Genomic DNA, 22733 nt, shown 5'->3' with positions numbered 1-22733 from the left:
ATTGACAACCCAATACGGGTAACTTGATGTACAATGCGGGCTTCTTTTTTCGGAGTCCGCGGTTGCACATGCCTGTTTTCCTCCCTTTCTGCGCTGATACCCTTCAGGTAATTTTCATCCCATGAAAGGATCCGCACCCCTCCTTCTTTCCTCTGTCCTGCTACTGGCCGGTTGTGGCAACAGCACCTTATCGCAGATGAATATGCCGGCTGAACAGCGTGCGCAGGCGGTGGTGGGTTACTACGCGCGCGGCATCGATCCGATGATCCGCCAGTATATGCAGGAAAAGCAGGTGACCGGGATGGTGGTGGCGGTTATTCAGCACAACGGGCCGGTGGAGTTCCACAGTTACGGTGTGACCGACAGCAGGCATCGTTATCCGATCACGCCGGACACGCTATTTGCGCTGGGGTCGCTGAGTAAAGGGGTGACCGCGGAAGTCACTACCGTTCTGGTGAATCAGGGCGTGCTTCAGTGGAACGACACGCTGGCGCAACTGCTACCGGCCAGTACGCCGTTAAGCGAGGACGCCAGAAAAATTACCCTGCTGCAACTGGCGACGCATACTTCCGGTTTACCCAGACAACCGATGGATTTGCTGACTCTGGAAAATCTTCTGCACTATTTCAGTACGGGTGAAAATTTTTATACCCAACTGGATAACGACACGGTGCTGACATTTCTCTCCGACTTCACCGCGCCTGAAGCGCGCGTGCCGCGCTATTCCAATATCGGTTACGCGCTGCTTGGCTACATCGTGCAACGTCAAACCGGTGAGTCGATCCCGGCGTTGGCCCGTCGTCTAATCTTCCAGCCACTACAGATGAGCAACAGCAGTTTTGTGCCGACGTCGCTCAAAGCCTATCCGTATCGCGCATTAGGCCACGCGGGAGATCAGCCGAAGCTCATTCAACGCGGCGAACTGACGCCGGACTGGACGTTCCGCCACAACATGGTCGGGGCGGCGAGTTTATACAGCAGCGCACGCGATCTGGCGGGCTACGCACGGGCCCATTTTGCGCCAGGGGACAACGCCGTGCTCGCCCGCGCGTTTGCGGATGTTTCCCGCATCCAGTTTTATCGTCAAAAAGAAGCGGCGAATATTGCGTGGGTGACAGATACCTTAGCCGATCGCCAGATAACCTGGCAGGTAGGGTATATTGGCGGATATTCCAGTTATATTGGTTTTGACAAACGGAATCAGAATGCGGTGGTGGTGCTGCAAAATAGTTTTAACTGGAGTAATTATCTGGGGCATACCATTCTTACAAAATTGGACAAACAGGAGAACATGCCATTCTGAGGGCGCTATGTCGGGGTTAAATCAGCATATTGCTCTGAACCGTTGATCCCATCCTCTTCTATTAATAAATTGACATAACCTTGCTTTTATCTCGTTACACTATTTTTCGAAATGGAACAGGTGCGAAGGAGTGGCGATGATTAAAAAGGCAGTAGAAATTGATGCTATCCTCTTAGAACTTAATCAGTCTATTGATACGCATTATCAGTGGTTAGTCAAAATGTTCCACTGTGTGGTCACAGAGGATGCGTCGCAGGCAGATATTATTGCTACTAACGCACACTGTTTATGCCATTTTGGTCAGTGGTTAAAAAATCATACTGTGCACAGTCACGAGGAGTGGGAACATTTTCGCGAAATGGAATATGCACACGCTAAAATGCATGAATCGGGTCGTGAATTAATGTTGGCGGTCATTGAAAAGCGTTGGCGCGGTACCCATTTTGACCATTTTCAGGACAGCTTATTAAGCTTCACCGGGAAAGTGATGGAATATAAAATATCTCTGGTCAATCTGCGAAGCAATATGGATATATTAACCGGCCTTCCTGGACGTCGGATGCTGGATGAAACGTTTGACAGACAACTTAAAGACGCCGCGCCGCTGGAGTTATATCTCTTGTTGCTGGATATTGACCGATTTAAATCGATTAACGATGGCTATGGTCACCTGGTGGGGGACATCGTACTACGTATGCTGGCGACGAATCTGACGGCCTGGACGCGCAGCGATGAAACGGCTTACCGCTATGGCGGCGAGGAATTTGTGATTGTCATCCGGGCAAAATCGGATGAAGAAGCCCGACAGGCCGGTTTACGCATTTGTCAGGCTATTGCGAGCACAACGATTCACTATCCTGGCGGGACTCTGGATATCACAGCAACAGGCGGAATCACCCGCGGCTGGCCGGGCGAGTCCCTGAATACCGTATTAGGCCGTGCCGACAAAGCCATGTATGAGGGGAAACAGACGGGAAGAAACCGTTGTATGTTTATCGATAAGGACCAACGAATGACCAACGTGGTAAACGTCGCCCCCGTTCACGCGGTCTTTACAAAACAGGCCGTTAGCTGACATAAGTCTGCACTCGATATGCTAAATTCCTGTCAACAAGTTGATTAATGGACTAAAACAGTGAAACCCGGAGGTCATATGCAGCTGTTGATGCGCAAGAAATTACAGAGAAAACGCTGGAATTCCCGTCCTGAATCGCAAGATTTACAGAATACACGTTCCGCTGAACCGTGGTCTTCACGTACCGCATGTTGCCAGAGTAAGAAAGAGTGGAAACGAGACGCGCCGGAATCTTAGTTCCTGTCGTTTAACATTCATTGAGAATTGGCGTGGTAAGGTATTGGCTGTCTATTGTCTCTGCCGGGATTGGCAGGATGATAGAAAAAGTAAAATACAAATCTATCCATGCAAGCATTCACCGTCGGTTATCCGGCGGTTTTTTTTTGCCTGTCGGAGATAAAAAAATGGCCCCTTGTGCAGTGTTGCGACAAGGGGCCTTATCGGTTCAGGACTTTCTCCGTTCATTAGTCATCCCATTTGTGGCTGAAATAAGCGGCCAGGAATCCAGAAAATAAAATGATTCCCAGAACGGCCATGAAAACGTTCATATTACCCAGCATAATTACCTCCTTTGACGGGTTGTGTTTTTCCTCGCTTACCTTAATTTCGGTTGGTGAAAGAGATAATAGCAGCGTGAACCTAAACAAAAGCTGAATTAGGTGATTATTTAACGTTAAAAGTAAATTTCTTTCGGTATTGTGACGGGGACAGACAATAAGCGTGGCGAAAATGGTGACGAAATAGCGCCGCACTGCCAAAACCGGTTTGTTCCGCGATCATTTCCACGCTGAGCGGTGAATTTTCCAGGTAATCGCGCGCCCGTAATAAACGTTCGTTGAGGATCCAACGTGCAGGCGTGGTGCCCGTACAGTCGGTGAAACGCCGCAAAAATGTGCGCGAACTCATTCCGGCGCGTTTGGCCAGCGAGGCGGCGTCATGATTCATCGTCAGATTCTGATGCAGAAAATCAAACAACGGGCCGAGCGTCTGGCTTTCACGCTGCCGGGCAACGGGGCGTAGCAGTTGCTGTGGTTGCGCGCCGTCGCGATGGGGTTGCACCACCAGTCGTCGGGCAACGCTGTTGGCAACCTCGAGGCCGTAGTCTTCTCTGACCAGGTAGAGACAAAGGTCTATACCCGCCGCGCTGCCCGCCGAGGTCAGCAACCGTCCCGCATCATGGTAGAGAACGTCATCAAGCACCTCGACCGCCGGGAAACGCTGCTGGAGTTTCTCAGTGTAGCGCCAGTGGGTGGTGGCTTTGCGCCCATCCAACAACCCGGTCGCCGCCAGTACAAACACGCCGGAACAGATCGACAACAGACGGCAACCTCGCGCCTGTGCGGTGCGCAGTGCGACACACAAGGCTTCCGGCACCGGCGCGTCGCTGTCCCGCCAGCCGGGAACAACAATGGTATCCGCCTCAGCCAGCAGTTCCAGCCCTCCATCCACCATCATCCGCACGCCGCCGGTCGCGCAGAGTGGACCGGGATCGACTGACGCAACGGCAAAATGATACCAGTCAGCACCCAGTTCCGGGCGCGGCAGGCCAAATATTTCGACCGCCACGCCAAACTCGAAGGTGCACAGTCCGTCATAGGCGAGCACGACCACCAGCGGGCGCGGCGTTTTTGGCATAATCCTGGCGTTTTTTGGCATAGTTGAAGGCGGTATGTGAGGTCAGGGATGGTTAAATTATTGTAAACACAATCGTCCCTGAGGAGAAAGCAGAATGAGTCATGTCACTGAGTTTCCGGCCGCCGCATCCGCCCTTGCGGTCAACCATTTCCTGTCTCGTTTGAGTCTGGAAACAGATTGCGCCGATGTTTATGAAAGTATCCATAGCGGGGAGCCGGATTTCGTCTTACTCCACGTAGTGGGAAGGCCGGAGACATTTGCACGTCGCCATATTCCGGGCGCTATTCATCTGCCGCATGCCATGATGACCGCCGAACGGATGGCGCAATGGCCTGCGGATACCCTGTTTGTGGTTTACTGCGCCGGGCCTCACTGTAACGGTGCCGACCGCGCGGCGCTGAAGCTCGCAAGGCTGGGCATACCGGTGAAGGTGATGATTGGCGGTATCACCGGATGGGCAGACGAAGGCTACGCGTTTGCCTGTCCCGCAGAATGAAGATGAATTTTTTTCATCATCCATGAATTTATCTCGTTTGCCTGCACGACCCTTGCATGTCAATTTGGACGCATGGACATCCAGAAGTCTAAATGTTTAAATAAGAAACTATCACGTCAGGCAACCTTTGCCTGACGACGAAGGAGATCACATGCAAAGACAACAGGCCCCATTTCGCGCAGAAGTCGTTGGCAGCTTTTTACGTCCCGACGACATCAAAGTTGCCCGCCAACAGTTTTCGCGCGGTGAGTTAACCGCACTGCAGTTACGCGCCGTCGAAGACGACGCGATTCGCCGGGTGGTCGAACAGCAGTGCGCCTGCGGTTTGCACGTTGTCACGGACGGTGAGTTCCGCCGCGCCTGGTGGCATTTTGATTTCTTCGACGGTCTGCAAGGGGTGGAGCGTTATGACTCACAGCAGGGCATTCAGTTTAATGGTGTGCAGACCAAAGCGCACGGTGTGCGGGTTACCGGAAAACTGGCTTTCGGCGATCATCCGATGCTGGAGGATTTCCGCTATCTGAAGAGCATCAGCGGTAACGCGCAACCGAAGATGACCATTCCCAGCCCCAGCGTGCTGCACTTTCGCGGCGGGCGTAAGGATATCGATGCCTCAGTGTATCCGGATCTTGAGGCCTATTTTGACGATCTGGCGACGACCTGGCGCGATGCTATCCACGCTTTCTACGCCGCAGGCTGTCGCTATCTGCAACTGGATGACACGGTATGGGCGTATCTCTGCTCTGATGCCCAGCGTCAGCAAATTCGCGAGCGTGGGGACTGCCCTGACGAACTGGCGCGGATTTATGCCGATGTTATCAACCGGGCGCTGGCGGATAAACCGGCCGATCTGACGGTGGGCCTGCACGTCTGCCGCGGTAACTTCCGCTCAACCTGGATCTCCGAAGGCGGCTATGAACCGGTTGCGGAGATCCTGTTCGGCAGCGTCAACGTCGATGCCTTTTTCCTGGAATACGACAACGATCGCTCCGGCGACTTTGCGCCGCTGCGCTTTATCCGCCCTGGCCACCAGCAGGTGGTGCTGGGACTGGTGACCACCAAAAATGGTGAACTGGAAAACCCGGAGGGAGTAAAAGCGCGCCTGCAGGAAGCGGCACACTATGTCGACAAAGCGCAAATTTGTCTCAGCCCGCAGTGCGGTTTTGCTTCGACGGAAGAGGGGAACAGCCTCACGGAAGCCCAGCAGTGGAACAAAATTAAACTTATCACCGAAATAGCCCAACAGGTCTGGTAAGTTGCCTCAATAATGCACACCGCGTTGCACACTAATAATGCAGCGCGGGTTCATGATGGAGCATCCTCCACGCTAAGCCCGTCTGGTCGTGCGTTTTAACACTTTTTCCTCTTCATCCCCGTTCTGGCATCCTTTTTGCCTTATTCCTCCTGAACAAATTTTTGCGCCGTGTTGTTTGTCGGGTCGCACCAGAACTCACAGCATTTTTATTTTCAGGAGTGAAATTATGCAGCGTCGTACCTTACTCAAAGCGTTTGCCCTCTCGGCCTCGGTTGCCGCCATGGGCTTCAGTTTTAGCGTTCAGGCCGCCGATACCATCAAAGTGGGCATTATGCACTCACTTTCCGGCACGATGGCTATCTCCGAAACGCCGCTGAAAGATGTGGCTCTGATGACGATTGATGAGATCAACGCCAAAGGGGGCGTATTAGGCAAGAAGCTGGAACCGGTGGTGGTCGACCCGGCTTCAAACTGGCCGCTGTTTGCCGAGAAAGCACGACAGTTGCTGAGCCAGGATAAGGTGGCGGTGGTGTTTGGCTGCTGGACCTCCGTGTCGCGTAAGTCGGTGTTGCCGGTTTTTGAAGAGCTGAACGGCCTGTTGTTCTACCCCGTCCAGTACGAGGGGGAAGAGATGTCGCCGAACGTCTTCTACACCGGCGCGGCACCCAACCAGCAGGCGATCCCGGCGGTTGAGTACCTGCTGAGTGAGGACGGTGGAAACGCCAAACGCTTCTTCCTGCTGGGCACCGATTACGTTTATCCGCGTACGACCAACAAAATTTTGCGTGCGTTCCTGCATTCAAAAGGGATTGCCGATAAAGATATTGAAGAAGTCTACACGCCGTTTGGTCACAGTGATTATCAGACCATTGTCGCCAACATCAAAAAGTTCTCCGCCGGGGGTAAAACGGCCGTGGTGTCGACCATCAATGGCGATTCTAACGTCCCGTTTTATAAAGAGCTGGCAAACCAGGGGCTGAAAGCCACCGACGTTCCGGTGGTCGCGTTTTCCGTGGGAGAAGAGGAACTGCGTGGGATTGATACCAAACCGCTGGTGGGTAACCTTGCCGCCTGGAACTACTTCGAATCGGTTGATAACGCCACTAATCAAAAATTTGTCGCCGATTATCGCGCATACGCCAAAGCCCATAAGCTGCCAAATGCCGACACCGTTGTGACTAACGACCCGATGGAGGCGACATACGTTGGCCTGCATATGTGGGCGCAGGCCGTTGAAAAAGCCGGGACGACGGATGTGGATAAAGTCCGTGCGGCGATGGCCGGACAGTCCTTCAAGGCTCCGTCTGGCTTTACCCTGACGATGGATGCCACCAACCATCATCTGCATAAGCCGGTGATGATTGGCGAGATTGAAGGCAACGGTCAGTTCAACGTCGTGTGGCAGACCGAAGAGCCGGTTCGAGCCCAACCGTGGAGCCCGTTCATTGCCGGTAATGACAAAAAATCTGAACAACCGGTGAAAACAGCCAGCAACTAACGTTAAGCCCTCCTGCGGGCGCAGACGGCGTGATGCCCGATGGCGCAAGCTTATCGGGCCTGGACAGAGCAGGGGGAAGCAGATGTAGGCCGGATAAGGCGTAAGCCGTCATCCGGCGAACGCGTCGCAAGGTTTGTCAACGTTCTTATCCCTCCAGCGGAGGGTGACTTCTGGAGATCACGACATGAAAGCCATGGGCTTTATTCGCGGCTTGCTGCTGGCGTTCGGGCTTCTGCCATGGTTCGTTCAGGCCAGCGATGCCGATGTGTTCGTTGCCGCCAGTCGCAGCGAGCAGGCGCAACTGCTCGAACAGTGGGCAGCGGCACCTGAAACACAACGTTTGCCGCTGCTGACGGCACTGAGCCGGGAGGCGGTGCTCACCGACGGCACAAAACAGGCTTTTACCCGAGAGGGATCGCAGGTCGTCGCCCTGGGGAGTGCCAGCAGTCCAACGGGCGCGCTAAAACCGCTGCGCCTGACCAACCGACTACGTATTCTTGTCGCTGGCGCGCTGGCGACACATCAGCTTATTAGTGACAGTGTCACACAAAGGCTGGCAGCAACCCGTACGCTTCAGCGCGACGCACAGCCAGCCATGCTGCCTTTTATCCAACAGCGCCTGGCACAGGAAACGGATGCGGAAGTGAAAACTCGTCTGACCCGCGTGCTGGCTAATCTGCAACTGACCAGTCCATCCGCTGAGATTCGTCGCGAGGCGATCGCGCTGTTGGGGGAATCCAGCGATCCGGAAATGCAGGCGCGCCTGCAGCCTTTTACTGACAAGGCGCATGAACCGGATGCCAGCGTGCGTGCGGCGGCCAGTGATAGCCTGGCGCGCATTCAGCAGCGGATGGCGATTGGCGATCTGCTTGGACAGGCGTTTATGGGGCTCTCGCTGGGATCGGTACTGCTGCTGGCGGCGCTGGGGCTGGCGATCACCTATGGTCTGCTGGGGGTTATCAACATGGCGCACGGCGAAATGTTGATGCTCGGGGCGTACTGTACGTGGATGGTGCAACAGGCGATGGCGCAGTTCCTGCCGCAGTGGTTGGCCTTTTATCCACTGGTTGCCTTGCCAGTCGCCTTTCTGTTTACCGCAGGCGCGGGAATGATTCTGGAACGCGGGGTGATCCGCCATCTCTACGGACGTCCGCTGGAAACGCTGCTGGCGACGTGGGGGATAAGCCTCATGCTGATTCAGCTCGTGCGGATGACCTTTGGCGCGCAAAACCTGGAAGTGGCGAATCCGGCGTGGCTTTCCGGCGGCGTGCAGGTCTACGCCGGTCTGGTACTCCCGTGGAATCGCATTGTGGTACTGGGTTTCACGCTGCTGGTGTTGTTCTTCACCTGGCTGCTGCTGAACAAAACGCGACTGGGCATGCGGGTACGCGCGGTCACCCAGAACCGCAGTATGGCGGCTTGCTGTGGCGTGCCGACCGGACGTGTGGACATGCTGGCCTTCGGACTCGGTTCGGGGATTGCGGGCCTCGGCGGCGTCGCCTTGTCGCAACTGGGTAACGTCGGCCCGGAACTGGGTCAGGGCTATATCATCGACTCCTTCCTGGTGGTGGTACTGGGCGGCGTGGGTCAACTTGCCGGCAGCGTGGCGGCGGCGTTTGGTCTGGGCGTGTTCAACAAAATTCTTGAGCCGCAGATGGGGGCGGTTCTCGGGAAGATAGTGATCCTGGTGTTGATCATTTTGTTTATTCAGAAACGACCCCAGGGACTGTTTGCCCTGAAAGGGAGGGTTACCGAATCATGACGATGCCAATGACCTTAACACTGGCGCGTAAAGCGCCGCGTGTCAGCCGGGTATTGGGGGCGATTATCCTGCTGACGCTGGTGATCCTGCCGTTTCTCACCTTGCTGCCCGCCGATCATCCGCTGGCCATTTCTGTGTGGACGCTTCAGCTTGCCGGGAAAATTCTTTGCTATGCGGTCGTTGCTGTGGCGCTGGATCTCGTCTGGGGCTATGCCGGAATGCTGTCGCTGGGACACGGGCTTTTCTTCGCGCTTGGCGGCTATGCGATGGGGATGTATCTGATGCGCCAGGCCTCCGGCGAAGGGTTGCCGGCGTTTATGTCCTTTCTTTCGTGGAGTGAATTGCCGTGGTTCTGGTGGGGAACCCAGCATTTTGCGTGGGCAATGGCGCTGGTGGTGCTGGTTCCGGGGGGGCTGGCGCTCATCTTTGGCTATTTTGCCTTCCGCTCGAAAATTAAGGGCGTCTACTTTTCGATCATGACGCAGGCGCTGACCTTCGCCGGTATGCTGCTGTTCTTTCGTAATGAAACCGGCTTTGGCGGCAACAATGGCTTTACCGGATTTACCACTCTCCTCGGAATGCCGATCACCGCGACGACTACCCGCATTGGGCTGTTTCTGGCGACGCTATTACTGCTGATGCTGGCACTGTGGCTGGGATTTGCGCTGGCGCGCAGTAAATTTGGCCGGATCCTCACCGCCGTGCGCGACGCGGAAAACCGGCTGATGTTTTGCGGCTATGATCCGAAAGGCTTCAAGCTGCTGGTCTGGACGCTCTCCGCCGTGCTGTGCGGACTGGCGGGGGCGCTGTATGTGCCACAGGTCGGAATTATTAACCCCAGCGAAATGTCACCCACCAACTCTATCGAAGCCGCCATCTGGGTGGCGCTCGGCGGGCGCGGTTCGCTGATTGGCCCGGTCATCGGCGCGGTGACGGTGAACGGCGCTAAAAGCCTCTTCACCGTTATCATGCCGGAATACTGGCAGCTGTTTCTGGGGCTTATCTTTATCGGCGTCACGCTTTTTCTACCGCGCGGCGTGATAGGCCTGTTCCGCAAAGGAGAAAAATAATGCAGCCAGATGAAGGCCTTTTTACCCGCCAGGTTCCCGGCGATCGCTATCGCCAGCAGACGGACCCGGTGCTGCAACTGGAAAACATCAACGTCAGCTTTGATGGCTTTAAAGCGTTAACCGATCTCACGTTGAATATTGGCGTCGGCGAACTGCGCTGCATCATTGGCCCTAACGGCGCGGGGAAAACCACGCTGATGGATGTGATTACCGGGAAGACGCGTCCGCAAAGCGGCAAGGCGTTGTATGACCAGTCAACCGATCTGACCACGCTGGATCCGATCGCCATTGCCCGCCAGGGAATTGGCCGTAAGTTTCAAAAGCCGACGGTGTTCGAAGCGCTGACGGTGGAGGAAAACCTCGAACTGGCGATGAAAAACGACAAATCGGTGTGGGCGTCACTGCGCGCCAGGCTAAACAGCGAACAGCACGATCGCATCGATGAGATGCTGGGTCTGCTGCGCCTGCGGACAGAAAGAGGGCGTCGCGCCGGAATGTTGTCTCATGGTCAGAAGCAGTTTCTCGAGATCGGCATGCTGTTGGTGCAGGAGCCGCATCTGCTGCTGCTCGACGAACCCGCCGCCGGAATGACGGATGCAGAGACAGAATACACCGCAGAGCTGTTTCGCACGCTGGCGGGTAAGCATTCGCTGATGGTGGTGGAACATGATATGGGGTTTGTGGAAACCATTGCCGACCACGTCACGGTGCTCCATCAGGGACGGGTGCTGGCGCAGGGCAGTCTGCGCGACGTTCAGGCCAATGAGCAGGTGATTGATGTCTATCTTGGGCGCTAAGGAGTGCAGAAGATGCTACAGGTGAATGAACTGAATCAATACTACGGTGGCAGCCATATTCTGCGCGGCGTCACCTTTGACGCCAGGCCTGGTGAAGTGACCTGCCTGCTGGGGCGCAACGGCGTGGGTAAAACCACCTTGCTGAAGTGTCTGATGGGGTTGATCCCGGCACGTAGCGGAACGGTGACCTGGCAGGAGAAGAATATCACCCATCGTAAGCCGCACCAGCGGGTACAGGCGGGTATCGCGTATGTGCCACAGGGCCGCGAAATATTCCCGCGACTCACGGTCGAAGAAAACCTGCTGTTGGGGTTATCGCGTTTTTCGTCGCGTGAAGCCAAAACGGTACCGGAAGAGATCTACACGCTGTTCCCGGTACTGAAAGAGATGAAACAGCGACGCGGCGGCGATCTCTCGGGCGGTCAACAGCAGCAGCTGGCGATTGGTCGTGCGCTGGCGAGTCGTCCGCAATTGTTGATTCTCGATGAGCCGACGGAGGGCATTCAGCCTTCTGTTATCAAGGAGATAGGTCAGGTGATCGCCCAACTTGCCCGTCGCGGCGACATGGCGATTTTGCTGGTTGAGCAGTTCTACGACTTCGCGGCAGAACTGGCAGACAACTATTTGCTGATGTCGCGCGGCAGCATTATTCAACGCGGGCGTGGCGAAAATATGGCATCAGAAGGGGTACGCGGATTAGTGGCTATCTGACAATCGTGCAGGCCTGCGCCTGCACGACATCGGATCAGCACAGCGCCGCCTGGCCCCAGGGCCTGGCGCGCATGCCTTTAAGCATCAGCGCCCACGCGGCAATAATCGCTATCATCAGGACGACGAACAGCGTCCACGCGGGGAAAGAGGTCAGAATAACGCCGCTGGCCAGCGGGTTAACCGCCGCCCCCAACCAGCCCAGCGACTGCGCGGAGAAATAGCTGGCCTTCATGCCCGAAGGGGCGATGTTGTCGATCAGCATGTACTCACCTGGCGCGTAGATCACTTCGCCAAGGGTAAAGATCGCGGCGGATACACCCCATAACAGCAGGCTGTTGCCGGAGATCATGAACCCGCCGAGGCCAATGACAAAACAGACCGTGCCAAAGGCCATCAGAGGGCGAATGTTTCCCGGCGTCAGTCTGCGTCCCAGTGCGTACTGCAAGCTGACGACCACCGCGGCGTTAACGGGTAACACCACTGCCACCACTTTCTCCGCGAAGTTGCCGTCGGCAACGACCATAACGTACTGGGAGAGGCAGGATGCAAACGCGCCGCTCACAAACGAGGCCAGAAACGCTGACAGCGTAAACCAGAACAGCGCTTTATCATGCAGCAGCACGGAAGGCGACCAGGCGACGCTGTTTTCGCCGTCGACGGCGGCGACAGAGCGCTTGACCAGCAGTTGGATAAACACCAGCGGAAAGGCGGAGCAGATTGCCGCGAGCCAGAAGGGCAAGTTGATGCTCTGCATCACCAGCAGCGTGCCCAGCGGTGGGCCCACCGTCCAGCCGATATTCAGCACCGTATAGTTCAGTGAGAAGATTTTCGCCTTCGCGCCGGGTGAGAGATGGTCGGCAAACCATGCTTTCAGCACGGTGGCGAACACCGAGTATGCGCAATTAATCAGGGCAAAGAGCAGTACCACCAGCACCACGTTATGCACCAGTGGAATGGCGATAAAGCCAAAGGCAAAGGCGGAAATTGCCAGCAGCATGTAGCGCTTCTTGTCGAACTTATCCGCCAGAATGCCAAAACCGAGGCTAAAGACCACGCCGATGGTCAGCGCGATGGTCATGGCATAGCCGATCAGATCCACGCCCAGGTCGTACTGGCGATTCAGATAAATGGTCATGAAGGGCAGCGTTGCGCCGCGACCGATCGTCAACAACAGTGAGGAGGCGAGTAAAGCGAGGGTGGATCGTCTCAAAGTCTTGTTCATTTATCTGCCCGACAGTGCGATTCGTTATGTTTTTTTTAGATATGTAAAGGAATAGCACGGCAAAATTGTGATGTATAGCGGATAAATTGTTCTATTGTGCACTGTTATCCCTACCAGAATTTATGATCTGTTACGGGGAAGGGATTTCCGCTACTTTAACTTGTTTACAAAAATTTAAACTTCGCGGAGCCGTGGTATGACGCGCAAAGACGGGCTGTTGGCATTACTGGTGGTGGTGGTATGGGGGCTGAATTTTGTCGTCATTAAGGTCGGACTGCACGCGATGCCGCCGCTGATGCTGGCGGGGTTACGCTTTTTACTGGTGGCATTTCCGGCGATATTCTTTGTTGCGCGTCCGCGTATTCCGCTTTCGCTGCTGCTCGGTTACGGCCTGACGATAAGCTTCGGTCAGTTTGCCTTTCTGTTTTGCGCGATCAAATTCGGCATGCCGGCAGGGCTGGCGTCGCTGGTGTTGCAGGCGCAGGCCTTCTTCACCATCGTGCTCGGGGCATTTGCCTTTGGCGAACGTTTGCAGGGTAAACAAATTGCCGGGATTGCGCTCGCTGTCTTTGGCGTGCTGGTGCTGATTGAAGGCAGTCTCAATGGGCAGCATGTGGCGCTGCTCGGCTTTATGCTGACGCTGGCGGCGGCATTCAGCTGGGCCTGCGGCAATATCTTCAACAAAAAAATAATGGGTCATGCCTCGCGCCCGCCGGTGATGTCGCTGGTGGTCTGGAGCGCGCTGATCCCGATACTGCCGTTCTTTGCCGCCTCGCTGTTTCTCGACGGCGCGGCGCAAATCGTGCAAAGCCTTATCGCCATCGATCTGACAACGATCTTATCGCTGGTCTATCTGGCCTTTGTCGCCACAATTGTCGGCTACGGGATCTGGGGAACGCTGCTTGGTCGTTATGAAACCTGGCGTGTCGCGCCGCTCTCTCTGCTGGTGCCGGTGGTGGGACTGGCAAGCGCAGCGCTGCTGCTCGACGAAACGCTGAGCGCGCTGCAATTGTTTGGTGCGGTGCTGATTATGGCGGGTCTGTACATCAACGTGTTTGGCTTTCGCTGGCGCAAAACGGCGCAGGTGAGAGGGTAAAAAAAAGCCCTGCATGAGCAGGGCAAAAACGAATCACAGGCGGTGCCGGTTGTAATAAGGCACGCCCAGTTCGTCGGACTTATCGCTTCCCGCGCCCATATGGTTAAAATCAAACGGCGACTGTTCCAGAGAGGTGGGGACAATCATCGTGTCACGACTGTTCGTCGTGGTGGGCTGCGCGGATTGTTCCGCAACGCTCTGACCTGAGACAACAAGCAGCAGGGCCAGCATTGCAGAAGACAACAGTTTCATGATTTCCTCGATTACGTCGTTTACAGGCGATAGTTAGTTACAATGATTCAGCGGAAGCAAATAGCGCGATTCGCCGTGCATATTGGTAATACGGAATTTATGCGGCGGAACGTCGAAATAGTTTTTGAACGTCCGGGTCAGCGTCTGCTGCGACTCGAAACCGTAACGTTCCGCCAGATATAAAATCGGCTCGTTACTTTCTTTTAATTTTTGCGCTATTTCGGTCATTTTACGGCTGCGGATGTATTGGCCTAATGAATGGCCGGTCTCTTTTTTGAACATCCGTTGCAGGTGCCATTTGGAGTAACCTGAACGCTCAGACACTTTTTCCAGTGAGAGCGGCGATTCCAGGTTATCTTCGATCCAGTCCAAAATGCTATGAATGGTGATAGCGTCAGTATTGCGTCTGGACATCGTCATACCTCTTCTTGTTTTACGGCAGGACTTTCTTAAGCAAATGCTCAAGCGTTGCCACTTCGTCCGCCGTTAAGTTTTTTGTTAATTCCTGGTGCAGGTCTTGTCCTACTAATTGATGACATTGCTCACAAATTGCCGCGCCGTGCTCGGTGAGTTTCACCAGTACGCCGCGCTTGTCATTCGGGTTAGGAAGTCTGTCAATCCAGCCTTTGCAGACCAGACGATCGAGCATGCGCGTCAAGGCACCGAGATCGACAGACAGCACTTTTTTCAGTTCAACCGGGGTAATGCAGCCCGCACAGCGGATAGAGCAGAGCACTTTAAACTGTGCTGCTGTGATATCCAGCGGTGAGAGATAGTCGTTCAACAGACGATCTTTTTTCTGATTGACCATGTAGATCAAGCGCCCCAGTGGGATGATTTCATTGAATAAGTCACTGGTGCTTTTCACAATGGTTGCCCTGGCAAGTATTTAGTTACGGCAGATAATATTGCCCAGGCAACTATAAGTCAAACGAATGGATTTACCGATCACACGAATTGCTAAAAGGGAAAAGATGCGCCTTGCGTCACACTTTATTTAATTAATGATAATTACCGGTTATGCTTCTTACCGATAACGAATCCTTACAGCGCCAGAATGGCTAACTTCATGGTTTTACACTTATACTTGCCGCTAACACAGGGTTAAACAGGAATGGCAGTCAATATGATGGATTTGTTTAAAGCAATAGGACTGGGGCTGGTGGTGATTCTTCCTCTGGCAAATCCATTGACAACCATCGCGCTGTTTCTCGGCCTTGCCGGGAATATGAACAGTGCGGAACGCAATCACCAGTCGCTTATGGCTTCGGTTTACGTGTTCGCCATCATGATGGTGGCCTACTATGCGGGCCAGCTGGTGATGAATACCTTCGGCATCTCCATTCCAGGCCTGCGCATCGCCGGGGGCTTAATTGTGGCGTTTATCGGTTTCCGTATGCTATTTCCGCAGCAGAAAGCGCATGATTCGCCTGAGGCGCGGAGTAAGTCGGAAGAACTGGAAGACGAGCCGACCGCCAATATTGCCTTTGTGCCGCTGGCGATGCCAAGCACGGCGGGGCCGGGAACCATAGCGATGATCATCAGCTCCGCCTCAACGGTGCGTCACGGAACGGATTTTCCTGGCTGGGTGATTACCGTCGCGCCGCCGATCATCTTTGCGCTGGTGGCGGTGATCCTGTGGGGATGTTTACGCAGTTCCGGGGCGATTATGCGTCTGGTGGGTAAGGGCGGTATTGAAGCCATTTCCCGCCTGATGGGCTTTCTGCTGGTCTGTATGGGCGTGCAGTTTATTATTAACGGCGTGCTGGAAATTATTAAAACCTACTGAAAAAAAGCCCGGTCGTCGTGACCGGGCCGTCTGTCAGGAATGCTGTGGCTGCTCTTCCAGTGAGACTGGCCATTTACGAAAAATAATCACTGACCAGATAAGCGCAGCGAGGGCAGGAATGGCGCCCACATAACCAATCGTTGACATCGACCAGTGCAGACTCACCTGATTTCCCACCAGCGCGCCTGCGCCAATACCAATATTGAAAATGCCGGAGAACAGCGCCATCGCTACATCCGTGGCGTCCGGGGCCAGCGCGAGGACTTTTACCTGCATTCCCAGGCCAATGACCATGATGGCAATTCCCCAGAAGATACTCAGGACCGCCAGATGAGATTCACTGTCCGCGGCAGGTAACAGCAGCATCAGGCAGGCCAGCAGCAGTGCAATGGCAACGGTAATGAGCGCCGAAGCGTGGCGATTGCCAAGCTTACCAAAGATAACGCTGCCGATAATGCCTGCACCGCCCAGTACCAGTAACAGTACGGTGGCGAAATTGGCGCTTAGCCCGGCAACGGTCTGCACAAACGGTTCGATGTAGCTGTACGCGGTGTAGTGCGCTGTCACCACCACGACCGTCAACAGGTAGAGGCTCATCAGCGCCGGACGACGGAACAGCAGTGGCAGACTTTTCAGCGAACCCGAGTGTTCGCTTGGTAATTTTGGCAGCAGTTTGATCAGGCAAATCAGGGTGATTAGCGCTCCCATCCCGATAGCGAAGAACGTGGTTCGCCAGCCAAAATACTGGCCGACAATGCGCCCGAGCGGTAAGCCCAGCACCATCGCCAGCGCTGTTCCGGTGGCAAGTAAACTTAGTGCCTGAGCGCGTTTGCCCGCTGGGGCAAGGCGGATCGCTAGTGAGGCGGTAATCGACCAGAAGATTGCATGAGCAAAGGCAATCCCGATACGGCTTATCACCAGCACGGTAAAGTTCCACGCCAGGAATGAGAGCACATGGCTGACGATAAACAGTGCAAACAGGCAAATCAGCAAGTTACGCCGCTCAACCTGGCTGGTCAGCAGCATGAACGGCAGGGACATCAGCGCGACAACCCAGGCGTAGATCGTCAGCATGATCCCGACCTGCGCGGTCTGCATGTTAAAACTCTGCGCGATATCGGAGAGCAGGCCCACAGGGACAAATTCTGTGGTATTGAAAATAAACGCAGCAATAGCCAGCGTAACGACCCGTAACCATGCGACTTTGCGGGAGACCGTTTGAGTTGTCATAAAAATGAATCGGTTCGTTGCGAAAAAGGAGAGAAGGGGATCTTAAAACGTTTGCTGATGAAAAGACAACCGTTTTGTGACTCAGATCTCGTTTTCATTCCTGCTCAGCTAACAGCTCAATGAACGCTTCCAACTGTCGCATCATCGTACCGCGTCGCCAGACCAGCCATGTGGTCAGCCAGTGCCAGTTCTCGGCCAATGGCCAAGCTTCGACCTGCTGATGTCCGGGCATACTTTCAAGCATCGAGCGGGGGATCAGCGCGATACCGGCTCCAGCAATCACACAGGCCAGCATACCGTGATAGGACTCCATTTCGTGGATTGTGCCCGGCATCGCCCGATCGGCATGAAACCAGCTTTCGAAGTGGCGGCGGTAAGAGCAGTTGGCGCGAAAGGCGTAAATATTGCTGCCGTTGACCTCGCTGGCGCGAGTTACCGGCGCATGGCCGTGCGGAGTGACCACCATCATCTCTTCCTGATACACCGGCATCCCTTCAAGACCGGGGTGAGTAATCGGGCCGTCAACAAAGGCGGCGTTGAGATGACCCTCAAGCACGCCGTCCAGCATCGTGCCAGAAGGGCCGGTCGCCAGGGAGAACTGGATTTTGGGGTAGCGCTGATTGTAGCGGGCAAGCGTGGCCGGAATACGCACGGCTGCCGTACTCTCCAGCGCACCCAGTGAGAATAATCCCTGGGGTTCATCACCAGCGACGACCATCCGCGCCTCGTCAACCAGCGCAAGGATCTGCTGACTGTAGCGCAGAAAGTTATGCCCGGCGGGAGAAAGTCGCAGTCGCTGGTTCTCACGAATAAACAGATCGACGCCGAGGTCCGCCTCCAGTTGGCGAATACGGGTGGTGAGATTGGAAGGGACGCGATGCACCTTCGCCGCCGCCTGGGTGATGCTGCCCGTTTCGGCAACCGCGTTAAACATCTCTAGTTGGGTCAGATCCATAGCATTCTCTCATAGTGAATAGTTTCGTTAATATTATTCATTTTTCGGAAAGAGTAAACGCGTCCATGATGATGACATCAAGAACCACGGAGAGACAGTATGACGATTTCATCGGCAACCCATGCCATTTCCACCAACCCGCATAATGGCGAACACCTTTCGGCGCTGCCGTGGTCTACGGCTCAGGAAATCGAGCAGGCGCTACAGCGTGCTGCTGCGGGATTGCGCGGCTGGAAACTGACGACGCCAGCGCATCGGGCGCAGAAATTACGCGACATCGGCGAGGCCTTACGTGCGCGTGGCGAAGAGATGGCGCAGTGCATTACCCGCGAGATGGGCAAACCCATTAAGCAGGCGCATGCGGAGGTCGCCAAATCGGCGGCGCTGTGCGACTGGTATGCGGAACACGGTCCGGCGATGCTGGCCGCCGAACCGACACAGGTGGAAAACCATCAGGCGGTGATTGAGTATCGTCCCTTAGGCACCGTGCTGGCGGTCATGCCGTGGAATTTTCCTTTGTGGCAGGTACTGCGTGGTGCGGTGCCGATTTTACTGGCCGGGAATGGGTATTTGCTCAAGCCTGCACCCAACGTCACTGGCTGTGCGCAGATAATAAGCCAGGTCTTTGCCGACGCTGCGATCCCCGCTGGCGTTTACGGCTGGCTGAATGCGGATAATCAGGGCGTCAGTACGCTGATTCAGGATCCGCGAATTGCGGCGGTTACGGTGACCGGCAGCGTGCGAGCCGGGGCGGCCATTGGCGCTCAGGCCGGTGCGGCGCTGAAAAAATGCGTGCTGGAGTTGGGCGGTTCCGATCCGTTTATTGTGCTTAACGATGCCGATCTGGATCTGGCGGTGAAGGCGGCAGTGGCCGGGCGCTATCAGAATAGCGGACAGGTTTGCGCGGCGGCGAAACGCTTTATCCTCGAAGAGGGGATCGCGGAGCGCTTTATCGAGCGCTTTGTGGCGGCAGCGGGCGCGCTGAAGCAGGGCGATCCGCTGGCGGAGGAGACTGAACTCGGCCCAATGGCGCGTGCCGATCTGCGCGATGAATTGCACCAGCAGGTGCTGGCTACGATCGCCGAAGGCGCTCAGCTATTGCTTGGCGGCGAGAAGCCTTCCACCGGTGGGAGCTATTATCCGGTCACCGTGCTGGCGAATGTGACCCCAGAGATGACCGCGTTTCGTGAGGAACTCTTCGGGCCGGTTGCGGCGATCGGCGTGGCGAAGAGTGCCGAACACGCGCTGGAACTGGCAAACTGCAGTGATTTTGGTCTGTCCGCAACCCTCTTTACCGCCGATGAAGCCCGTGCACAGGAGATGGCTGCGCGTCTGGAATGCGGCGGTGTCTTCATTAACGGTTTTAGCGCCAGCGATGCCCGGGTCGCGTTTGGTGGCGTGAAGAAGAGCGGTTTTGGTCGCGAGCTCTCGCACTTTGGCCTGCATGAATTTTGTAACGTGCAGACCGTCTGGAAGAACCGACGCTGATCTTTCTGACGCCCTGCGGGGCGTCTTGTCACATTTCCGCCATAGTTTTGTCATTTACGCTTCGTAGACTCGCGATTAACGTGTTGATACTGAAGAATATTATGAACTTAACTCAAACTTTACGTCGCCAGGCGCGCCGTTTTTTACCGCAGCAGTTTGGCCTGTTGACCGGGATTTTTTGCATCATTGCGTTGTTTTCCGTACTGCAACTGACCTCGTCACTGATGCTGTCATTTTCAGTTAGCCAGGCCCGGGAAAATGAACAGCGTAACCAACTGGCGTTGCGTCAGCAGACAAAGGTCGAAGAGGCGCGGATTGCGCTACTGACGGCCAGCGATCTGCTCAACCGGGCGGGGGTCTACTTTATGCAGGACGCCGCCACGGGTTCTGAAGGAAGCTGGCAGCCGCTGATCGACGAAGCCCGACAGGCGTTAACCCAGTCGACAACCGCATGGCAGGCGTGGCGCGAGATGAACCCGCAGGCGGACGACGGGCTGGTCGACAGCTATCAGCGCTTTAGCGGCGGCATTCAGGAACAAGTGGCAGGATTAAGCCAGACGCAGTCGATTGATGCGTTCTTCGCCGTGCCCATTCAGGCATTTCAGGCCGACTTCAATGATAACTATGCCAGAGTGCAAAAGGTCAGCGCGCAGGCGCGGGAAAGCGGACGGCAGCAGTTGCTGGATCGCCTGTTGGATCTCCAGCATCTGTTTTTGGTACTGCCGGGGGTGCTGCTGGCTATTGCGGTTGCGGTCTGGTGGGGGATGTCGCGCTGGGTCATTTCTCCGCTGCGTCGGCTGATAGCGTTCATCGACATTCTGGCGGCTGGCGATCTTTCACAACCGCTTCCCGCAGTGTCCGGGGCGAACCGGGAAGTGTCGCAACTCCACGTGCGTATCGGTTCGATGCAGCAGGGACTGCGCGAGTTAGTCCGACAGGTCAGCAAGGCGACCACGGCGATGGCCGACAATATCGAAAGGCTGGCGCAGAACAATACGCGCCTGTATCAACAGTCCGAAAAACAGAACGAGGAGCTGAATAACGTTACCTCGCATATTTCTGTGCTGGAAACGCACGTTGAAGATAACAGCGGGTTTGCCCAACTGGCGAATCAGCGTGCGGAAGAAGCCCGTACCATTGCGGCTGGCGGTGACAGAATGATGGACACGGTGAATCGTTCGATGCAGGCGATCGTGACGCGATCGGCAGAGATGCGCGGGATTATTGCGCTGATTGATAACGTCGCCTTCCAGACCAACATCCTGGCGCTGAACGCGGCCATTGAAGCCGCCCATGCCGGTGAGCAAGGACGCGGCTTTGCGGTGGTGGCAAAAGAAGTGGGGCTGCTGGCGCGCAAGAGCAGTCAGTCTACGCAGGATATTCAGGCGCTGATCTATCATTCATTGCAGGGAATAGAAGAAGGGTCGAGTGCGGTGACGCATCTGGAAGAAAATCTGCAACAGGTGATCGCACTGGTGGAGAATTTGGGCGCCTCGCTGAATGATATCTCAGCCGCAACGCTGCATCAGGGAACCCGAATCCACCAGATGACGCGTCAGTTGCAGGCGCTGAATCTGGTTGCCCGCGACACCCGCGAGCTGGTGGATACCGCATCGGCCTCTTCACGGCAGTTGCATAATGAATCGCATCAGTTGATTCACGCCGTGGCGAGATTCCGTCTTCCGGCCTGACGCGAGGTATTTAGCTCTGCTATACTCGCAGCCCTTTTCAGACCGGCAGGCAAGGAGTGTGGTGTGGCAATCACCCTGGACAATTCAATTTTAGAGACCATTCTGACAGAGGTTCGCCCGCTGATTGGTCAGGGCAACGTGGCGGATTATATTCCTGCGCTTGCTTCGGTTGAGGGTTCCCGACTGGGTATTGCGATTTGCACCGTGGAGGGACAGCTCTGGCATGCCGGAGATGCGACAGAACGCTTTTCCATTCAGTCGATTTCGAAGGTGCTCAGTCTGGTGGTGGCGATGCGTCACTATTCAGAGGATGAGATCTGGCAACGGGTGGGGAAAGATCCGTCCGGCTCGCCGTTTAACTCGCTGGTACAGTTAGAAATGGAACACGGCATCCCGCGCAATCCGTTTATTAATGCCGGGGCGCTGGTCGTCTGCGACATGTTGCAGGGACGACTCAGCGCACCGCGTCAACGTATGCTGGAAGTCGTGCGGGCGCTGAGCGGCGTGGCCGATATCGCTTATGATGCGGTGGTGGCCCGTTCGGAGTTCGAACATTCCGCCCGCAATGCCGCCATCGCCTGGCTGATGAAATCCTTCGGCAATTTTCACCATGACGTCACGACGGTCCTGCAAAACTATTTTCATTACTGCGCGCTGAAAATGAGCTGTGTGGAGCTGGCGAAGACCTTTGTCTTTCTTGCTAACCAGGGAAAAGCGTTTCATCTCGATGAGCCCGTGGTGACGCCGATGCAGGCGCGACAGATCAATGCGCTGATGGCGACCAGCGGAATGTATCAGAACGCCGGAGAGTTTGCGTGGCGCGTTGGTTTACCCGCGAAGTCGGGCGTTGGTGGGGGAATTGTCGCGATTGTGCCGCATGAGATGGCGATCGCCGTCTGGAGCCCGGAACTGGATCCAACCGGTAATTCGCTGGCAGGCATTGCGGTTCTGGAACAACTCACTCAACGATTAGGACGCTCAGTGTACTGATGAACTCGTTTGATCCACTTTTTGCCCGTCTGTCGCGCTCAACGTTTCGTTCCCGTTTTCGTCTGGGAACAAAAGAGAGACAGTATTGCTGGGATAAAGGGGCTGAGGTTATCGACAGGCATGCTGCGGATTTTGTGGCGCAGCGGCTTGCTCCGGCGATGCCTGTCAATGATGGCAAGCAAACGCCGATGCGCGGTCATCCGGTGTTTATCGCCCAGCACGCCACGGCGACCTGCTGTCGCGGTTGTCTTGCTAAATGGCATAATATCGCGCAGGGACAGCCGCTGAGCGATGAGCAACAACGGTATGTGGTCGCTGTTATCCATCACTGGTTAGTTATCCAAATGAATAAACAGTAATAATTAAATGGTTACAACCGCCCCCTGAAAATACCCATTTAATAACCAGGGTTAATGGT

The 22733-nt window shown here is 55.4% G+C and carries 23 protein-coding genes; 15 read left to right on the top strand and 8 right to left on the bottom strand.

Annotation, left to right across the window (positions count from 1 at the left end):
• Nucleotides 1-121 precede the first annotated feature (121 nt).
• Both GBC03_17745 and GBC03_17740 read left to right on the top strand, forming a co-directional pair.
• The gene (locus tag GBC03_17745; protein ID QFS71916.1) at nucleotides 122-1303 is read left to right on the top strand and encodes a serine hydrolase; all 1182 of its coding nucleotides are present in this window, start codon (nucleotides 122-124) and stop codon (nucleotides 1301-1303) included.
• 136 nt (nucleotides 1304-1439) lie between these two features.
• Complete coding sequence (locus GBC03_17740; protein ID QFS71915.1) at nucleotides 1440-2378, top strand: diguanylate cyclase; 939 nt, start codon at nucleotides 1440-1442, stop codon at nucleotides 2376-2378.
• Between the two features lie 464 nt (nucleotides 2379-2842).
• Here the strand turns inward: GBC03_17740 and mgtS are convergent, their stop codons facing one another.
• Together mgtS and ftrA are read right to left on the bottom strand one after the other, a co-directional pair.
• On the bottom strand, nucleotides 2843-2938 hold the full coding sequence (mgtS, locus tag GBC03_17735) for a protein MgtS (GenBank protein QFS71914.1): 96 nt from the start codon (nucleotides 2936-2938) through the stop codon (nucleotides 2843-2845).
• A 103-nt stretch (nucleotides 2939-3041) separates the two neighbouring features.
• Nucleotides 3042-4034, bottom strand: coding sequence for a transcriptional regulator FtrA (gene ftrA, locus GBC03_17730; GenBank protein QFS71913.1), 993 nt, complete (start codon nucleotides 4032-4034; stop codon nucleotides 3042-3044).
• 73 nt (nucleotides 4035-4107) lie between these two features.
• Between ftrA and GBC03_17725 the strand changes: the two genes are divergently transcribed.
• The 7 genes from GBC03_17725 (at nucleotide 4108) to urtE (ending at nucleotide 11602) form a co-directional block, all read left to right on the top strand.
• Nucleotides 4108-4509, top strand: coding sequence for a rhodanese-like domain-containing protein (locus GBC03_17725; protein QFS71912.1), 402 nt, complete (start codon nucleotides 4108-4110; stop codon nucleotides 4507-4509).
• A gap of 151 nt (nucleotides 4510-4660) precedes the next feature.
• Nucleotides 4661-5764 (top strand): 5-methyltetrahydropteroyltriglutamate--homocysteine S-methyltransferase, encoded by a 1104-nt coding sequence (locus GBC03_17720; protein ID QFS71911.1) that lies wholly within the window; start codon nucleotides 4661-4663, stop codon nucleotides 5762-5764.
• 226 nt (nucleotides 5765-5990) lie between these two features.
• A complete protein-coding gene (gene urtA, locus GBC03_17715; GenBank protein ID QFS71910.1) occupies nucleotides 5991-7262 on the top strand; it encodes an urea ABC transporter substrate-binding protein in 1272 nt (423 codons plus the stop codon).
• Between the two features lie 184 nt (nucleotides 7263-7446).
• Nucleotides 7447-9024 carry an urea ABC transporter permease subunit UrtB gene (gene urtB / locus GBC03_17710; GenBank protein QFS71909.1) on the top strand — a complete coding sequence of 526 codons (1578 nt, stop codon included), beginning with the start codon at nucleotides 7447-7449 and terminating at the stop codon, nucleotides 9022-9024.
• Nucleotides 9021-10094: an urea ABC transporter permease subunit UrtC gene (gene urtC / locus GBC03_17705; protein ID QFS71908.1), complete on the top strand. Its 1074-nt coding sequence runs from the start codon at nucleotides 9021-9023 to the stop codon at nucleotides 10092-10094. Before urtB ends, urtC begins: the two co-directional genes overlap by 4 nt.
• Nucleotides 10094-10891, top strand: coding sequence for an urea ABC transporter ATP-binding protein UrtD (gene urtD / locus GBC03_17700; GenBank protein ID QFS71907.1), 798 nt, complete (start codon nucleotides 10094-10096; stop codon nucleotides 10889-10891). Before urtC ends, urtD begins: the two co-directional genes overlap by 1 nt.
• A gap of 12 nt (nucleotides 10892-10903) precedes the next feature.
• Nucleotides 10904-11602: an urea ABC transporter ATP-binding subunit UrtE gene (gene urtE, locus GBC03_17695; GenBank protein QFS71906.1), complete on the top strand. Its 699-nt coding sequence runs from the start codon at nucleotides 10904-10906 to the stop codon at nucleotides 11600-11602.
• Between the two features lie 34 nt (nucleotides 11603-11636).
• Here urtE and ydeE read toward each other — a convergent pair whose 3' ends face one another.
• Nucleotides 11637-12824, bottom strand: coding sequence for an efflux MFS transporter YdeE (gene ydeE, locus GBC03_17690; protein QFS71905.1), 1188 nt, complete (start codon nucleotides 12822-12824; stop codon nucleotides 11637-11639).
• Between the two features lie 196 nt (nucleotides 12825-13020).
• On the opposite strand from ydeE, the gene eamA reads away from it, so the two are divergent.
• Nucleotides 13021-13920, top strand: coding sequence for an O-acetylserine/cysteine exporter (gene eamA / locus GBC03_17685; GenBank protein ID QFS71904.1), 900 nt, complete (start codon nucleotides 13021-13023; stop codon nucleotides 13918-13920).
• Between the two features lie 33 nt (nucleotides 13921-13953).
• On the opposite strand, the gene marB is transcribed toward eamA, so the two are convergent.
• Genes marB through marR form a run of 3 tightly spaced genes read right to left on the bottom strand, consistent with a single transcriptional unit; the run spans nucleotide 13954 to nucleotide 15040 of the window.
• Entirely contained in the window at nucleotides 13954-14172 is a 219-nt protein-coding gene (gene marB, locus GBC03_17680; protein QFS71903.1) for a multiple antibiotic resistance protein MarB, read from the bottom strand.
• A gap of 33 nt (nucleotides 14173-14205) precedes the next feature.
• Nucleotides 14206-14586, bottom strand: coding sequence for an MDR efflux pump AcrAB transcriptional activator MarA (gene marA / locus GBC03_17675; GenBank protein ID QFS71902.1), 381 nt, complete (start codon nucleotides 14584-14586; stop codon nucleotides 14206-14208).
• Between the two features lie 19 nt (nucleotides 14587-14605).
• Entirely contained in the window at nucleotides 14606-15040 is a 435-nt protein-coding gene (gene marR, locus GBC03_17670) for a multiple antibiotic resistance transcriptional regulator MarR (protein QFS71901.1), read from the bottom strand.
• Between the two features lie 258 nt (nucleotides 15041-15298).
• Between marR and GBC03_17665 the strand changes: the two genes are divergently transcribed.
• Nucleotides 15299-15961, top strand: a complete 663-nt coding sequence (locus tag GBC03_17665) for a MarC family NAAT transporter (protein QFS71900.1) — start codon at nucleotides 15299-15301, stop codon at nucleotides 15959-15961.
• Between the two features lie 33 nt (nucleotides 15962-15994).
• On the opposite strand, the gene GBC03_17660 is transcribed toward GBC03_17665, so the two are convergent.
• Nucleotides 15995-17191, bottom strand: coding sequence for a sugar transporter (locus GBC03_17660; protein ID QFS71899.1), 1197 nt, complete (start codon nucleotides 17189-17191; stop codon nucleotides 15995-15997).
• A 94-nt stretch (nucleotides 17192-17285) separates the two neighbouring features.
• Complete coding sequence (locus GBC03_17655; protein QFS71898.1) at nucleotides 17286-18146, bottom strand: LysR family transcriptional regulator; 861 nt, start codon at nucleotides 18144-18146, stop codon at nucleotides 17286-17288.
• 99 nt (nucleotides 18147-18245) lie between these two features.
• Between GBC03_17655 and GBC03_17650 the strand changes: the two genes are divergently transcribed.
• The 4 genes from GBC03_17650 to GBC03_17635 all read left to right on the top strand — a co-directional run bounded on the left by GBC03_17650 (nucleotide 18246) and on the right by GBC03_17635 (nucleotide 22674).
• Complete coding sequence (locus tag GBC03_17650) at nucleotides 18246-19634, top strand: succinate-semialdehyde dehydrogenase (protein QFS71897.1); 1389 nt, start codon at nucleotides 18246-18248, stop codon at nucleotides 19632-19634.
• 101 nt (nucleotides 19635-19735) lie between these two features.
• Entirely contained in the window at nucleotides 19736-21325 is a 1590-nt protein-coding gene (locus GBC03_17645) for a HAMP domain-containing protein (protein ID QFS71896.1), read from the top strand.
• A gap of 63 nt (nucleotides 21326-21388) precedes the next feature.
• Complete coding sequence (gene glsB / locus GBC03_17640; GenBank protein QFS71895.1) at nucleotides 21389-22315, top strand: glutaminase B; 927 nt, start codon at nucleotides 21389-21391, stop codon at nucleotides 22313-22315.
• Nucleotides 22315-22674: a DUF4186 family protein gene (locus GBC03_17635; GenBank protein ID QFS71894.1), complete on the top strand. Its 360-nt coding sequence runs from the start codon at nucleotides 22315-22317 to the stop codon at nucleotides 22672-22674. The genes glsB and GBC03_17635 overlap by 1 nt, the downstream gene beginning before the upstream one ends.
• The last annotated feature ends 59 nt before the right edge of the window (nucleotides 22675-22733 follow it).

The organism is Citrobacter telavivensis (genome assembly GCA_009363175.1).
Taxonomy (GTDB): Bacteria; Pseudomonadota; Gammaproteobacteria; order Enterobacterales; family Enterobacteriaceae; genus Citrobacter_A; species Citrobacter_A telavivensis.
The sequence above is the reverse complement of the archived record's forward strand: the minus strand, read 5'-3'. Positions and strand labels throughout refer to the sequence as shown.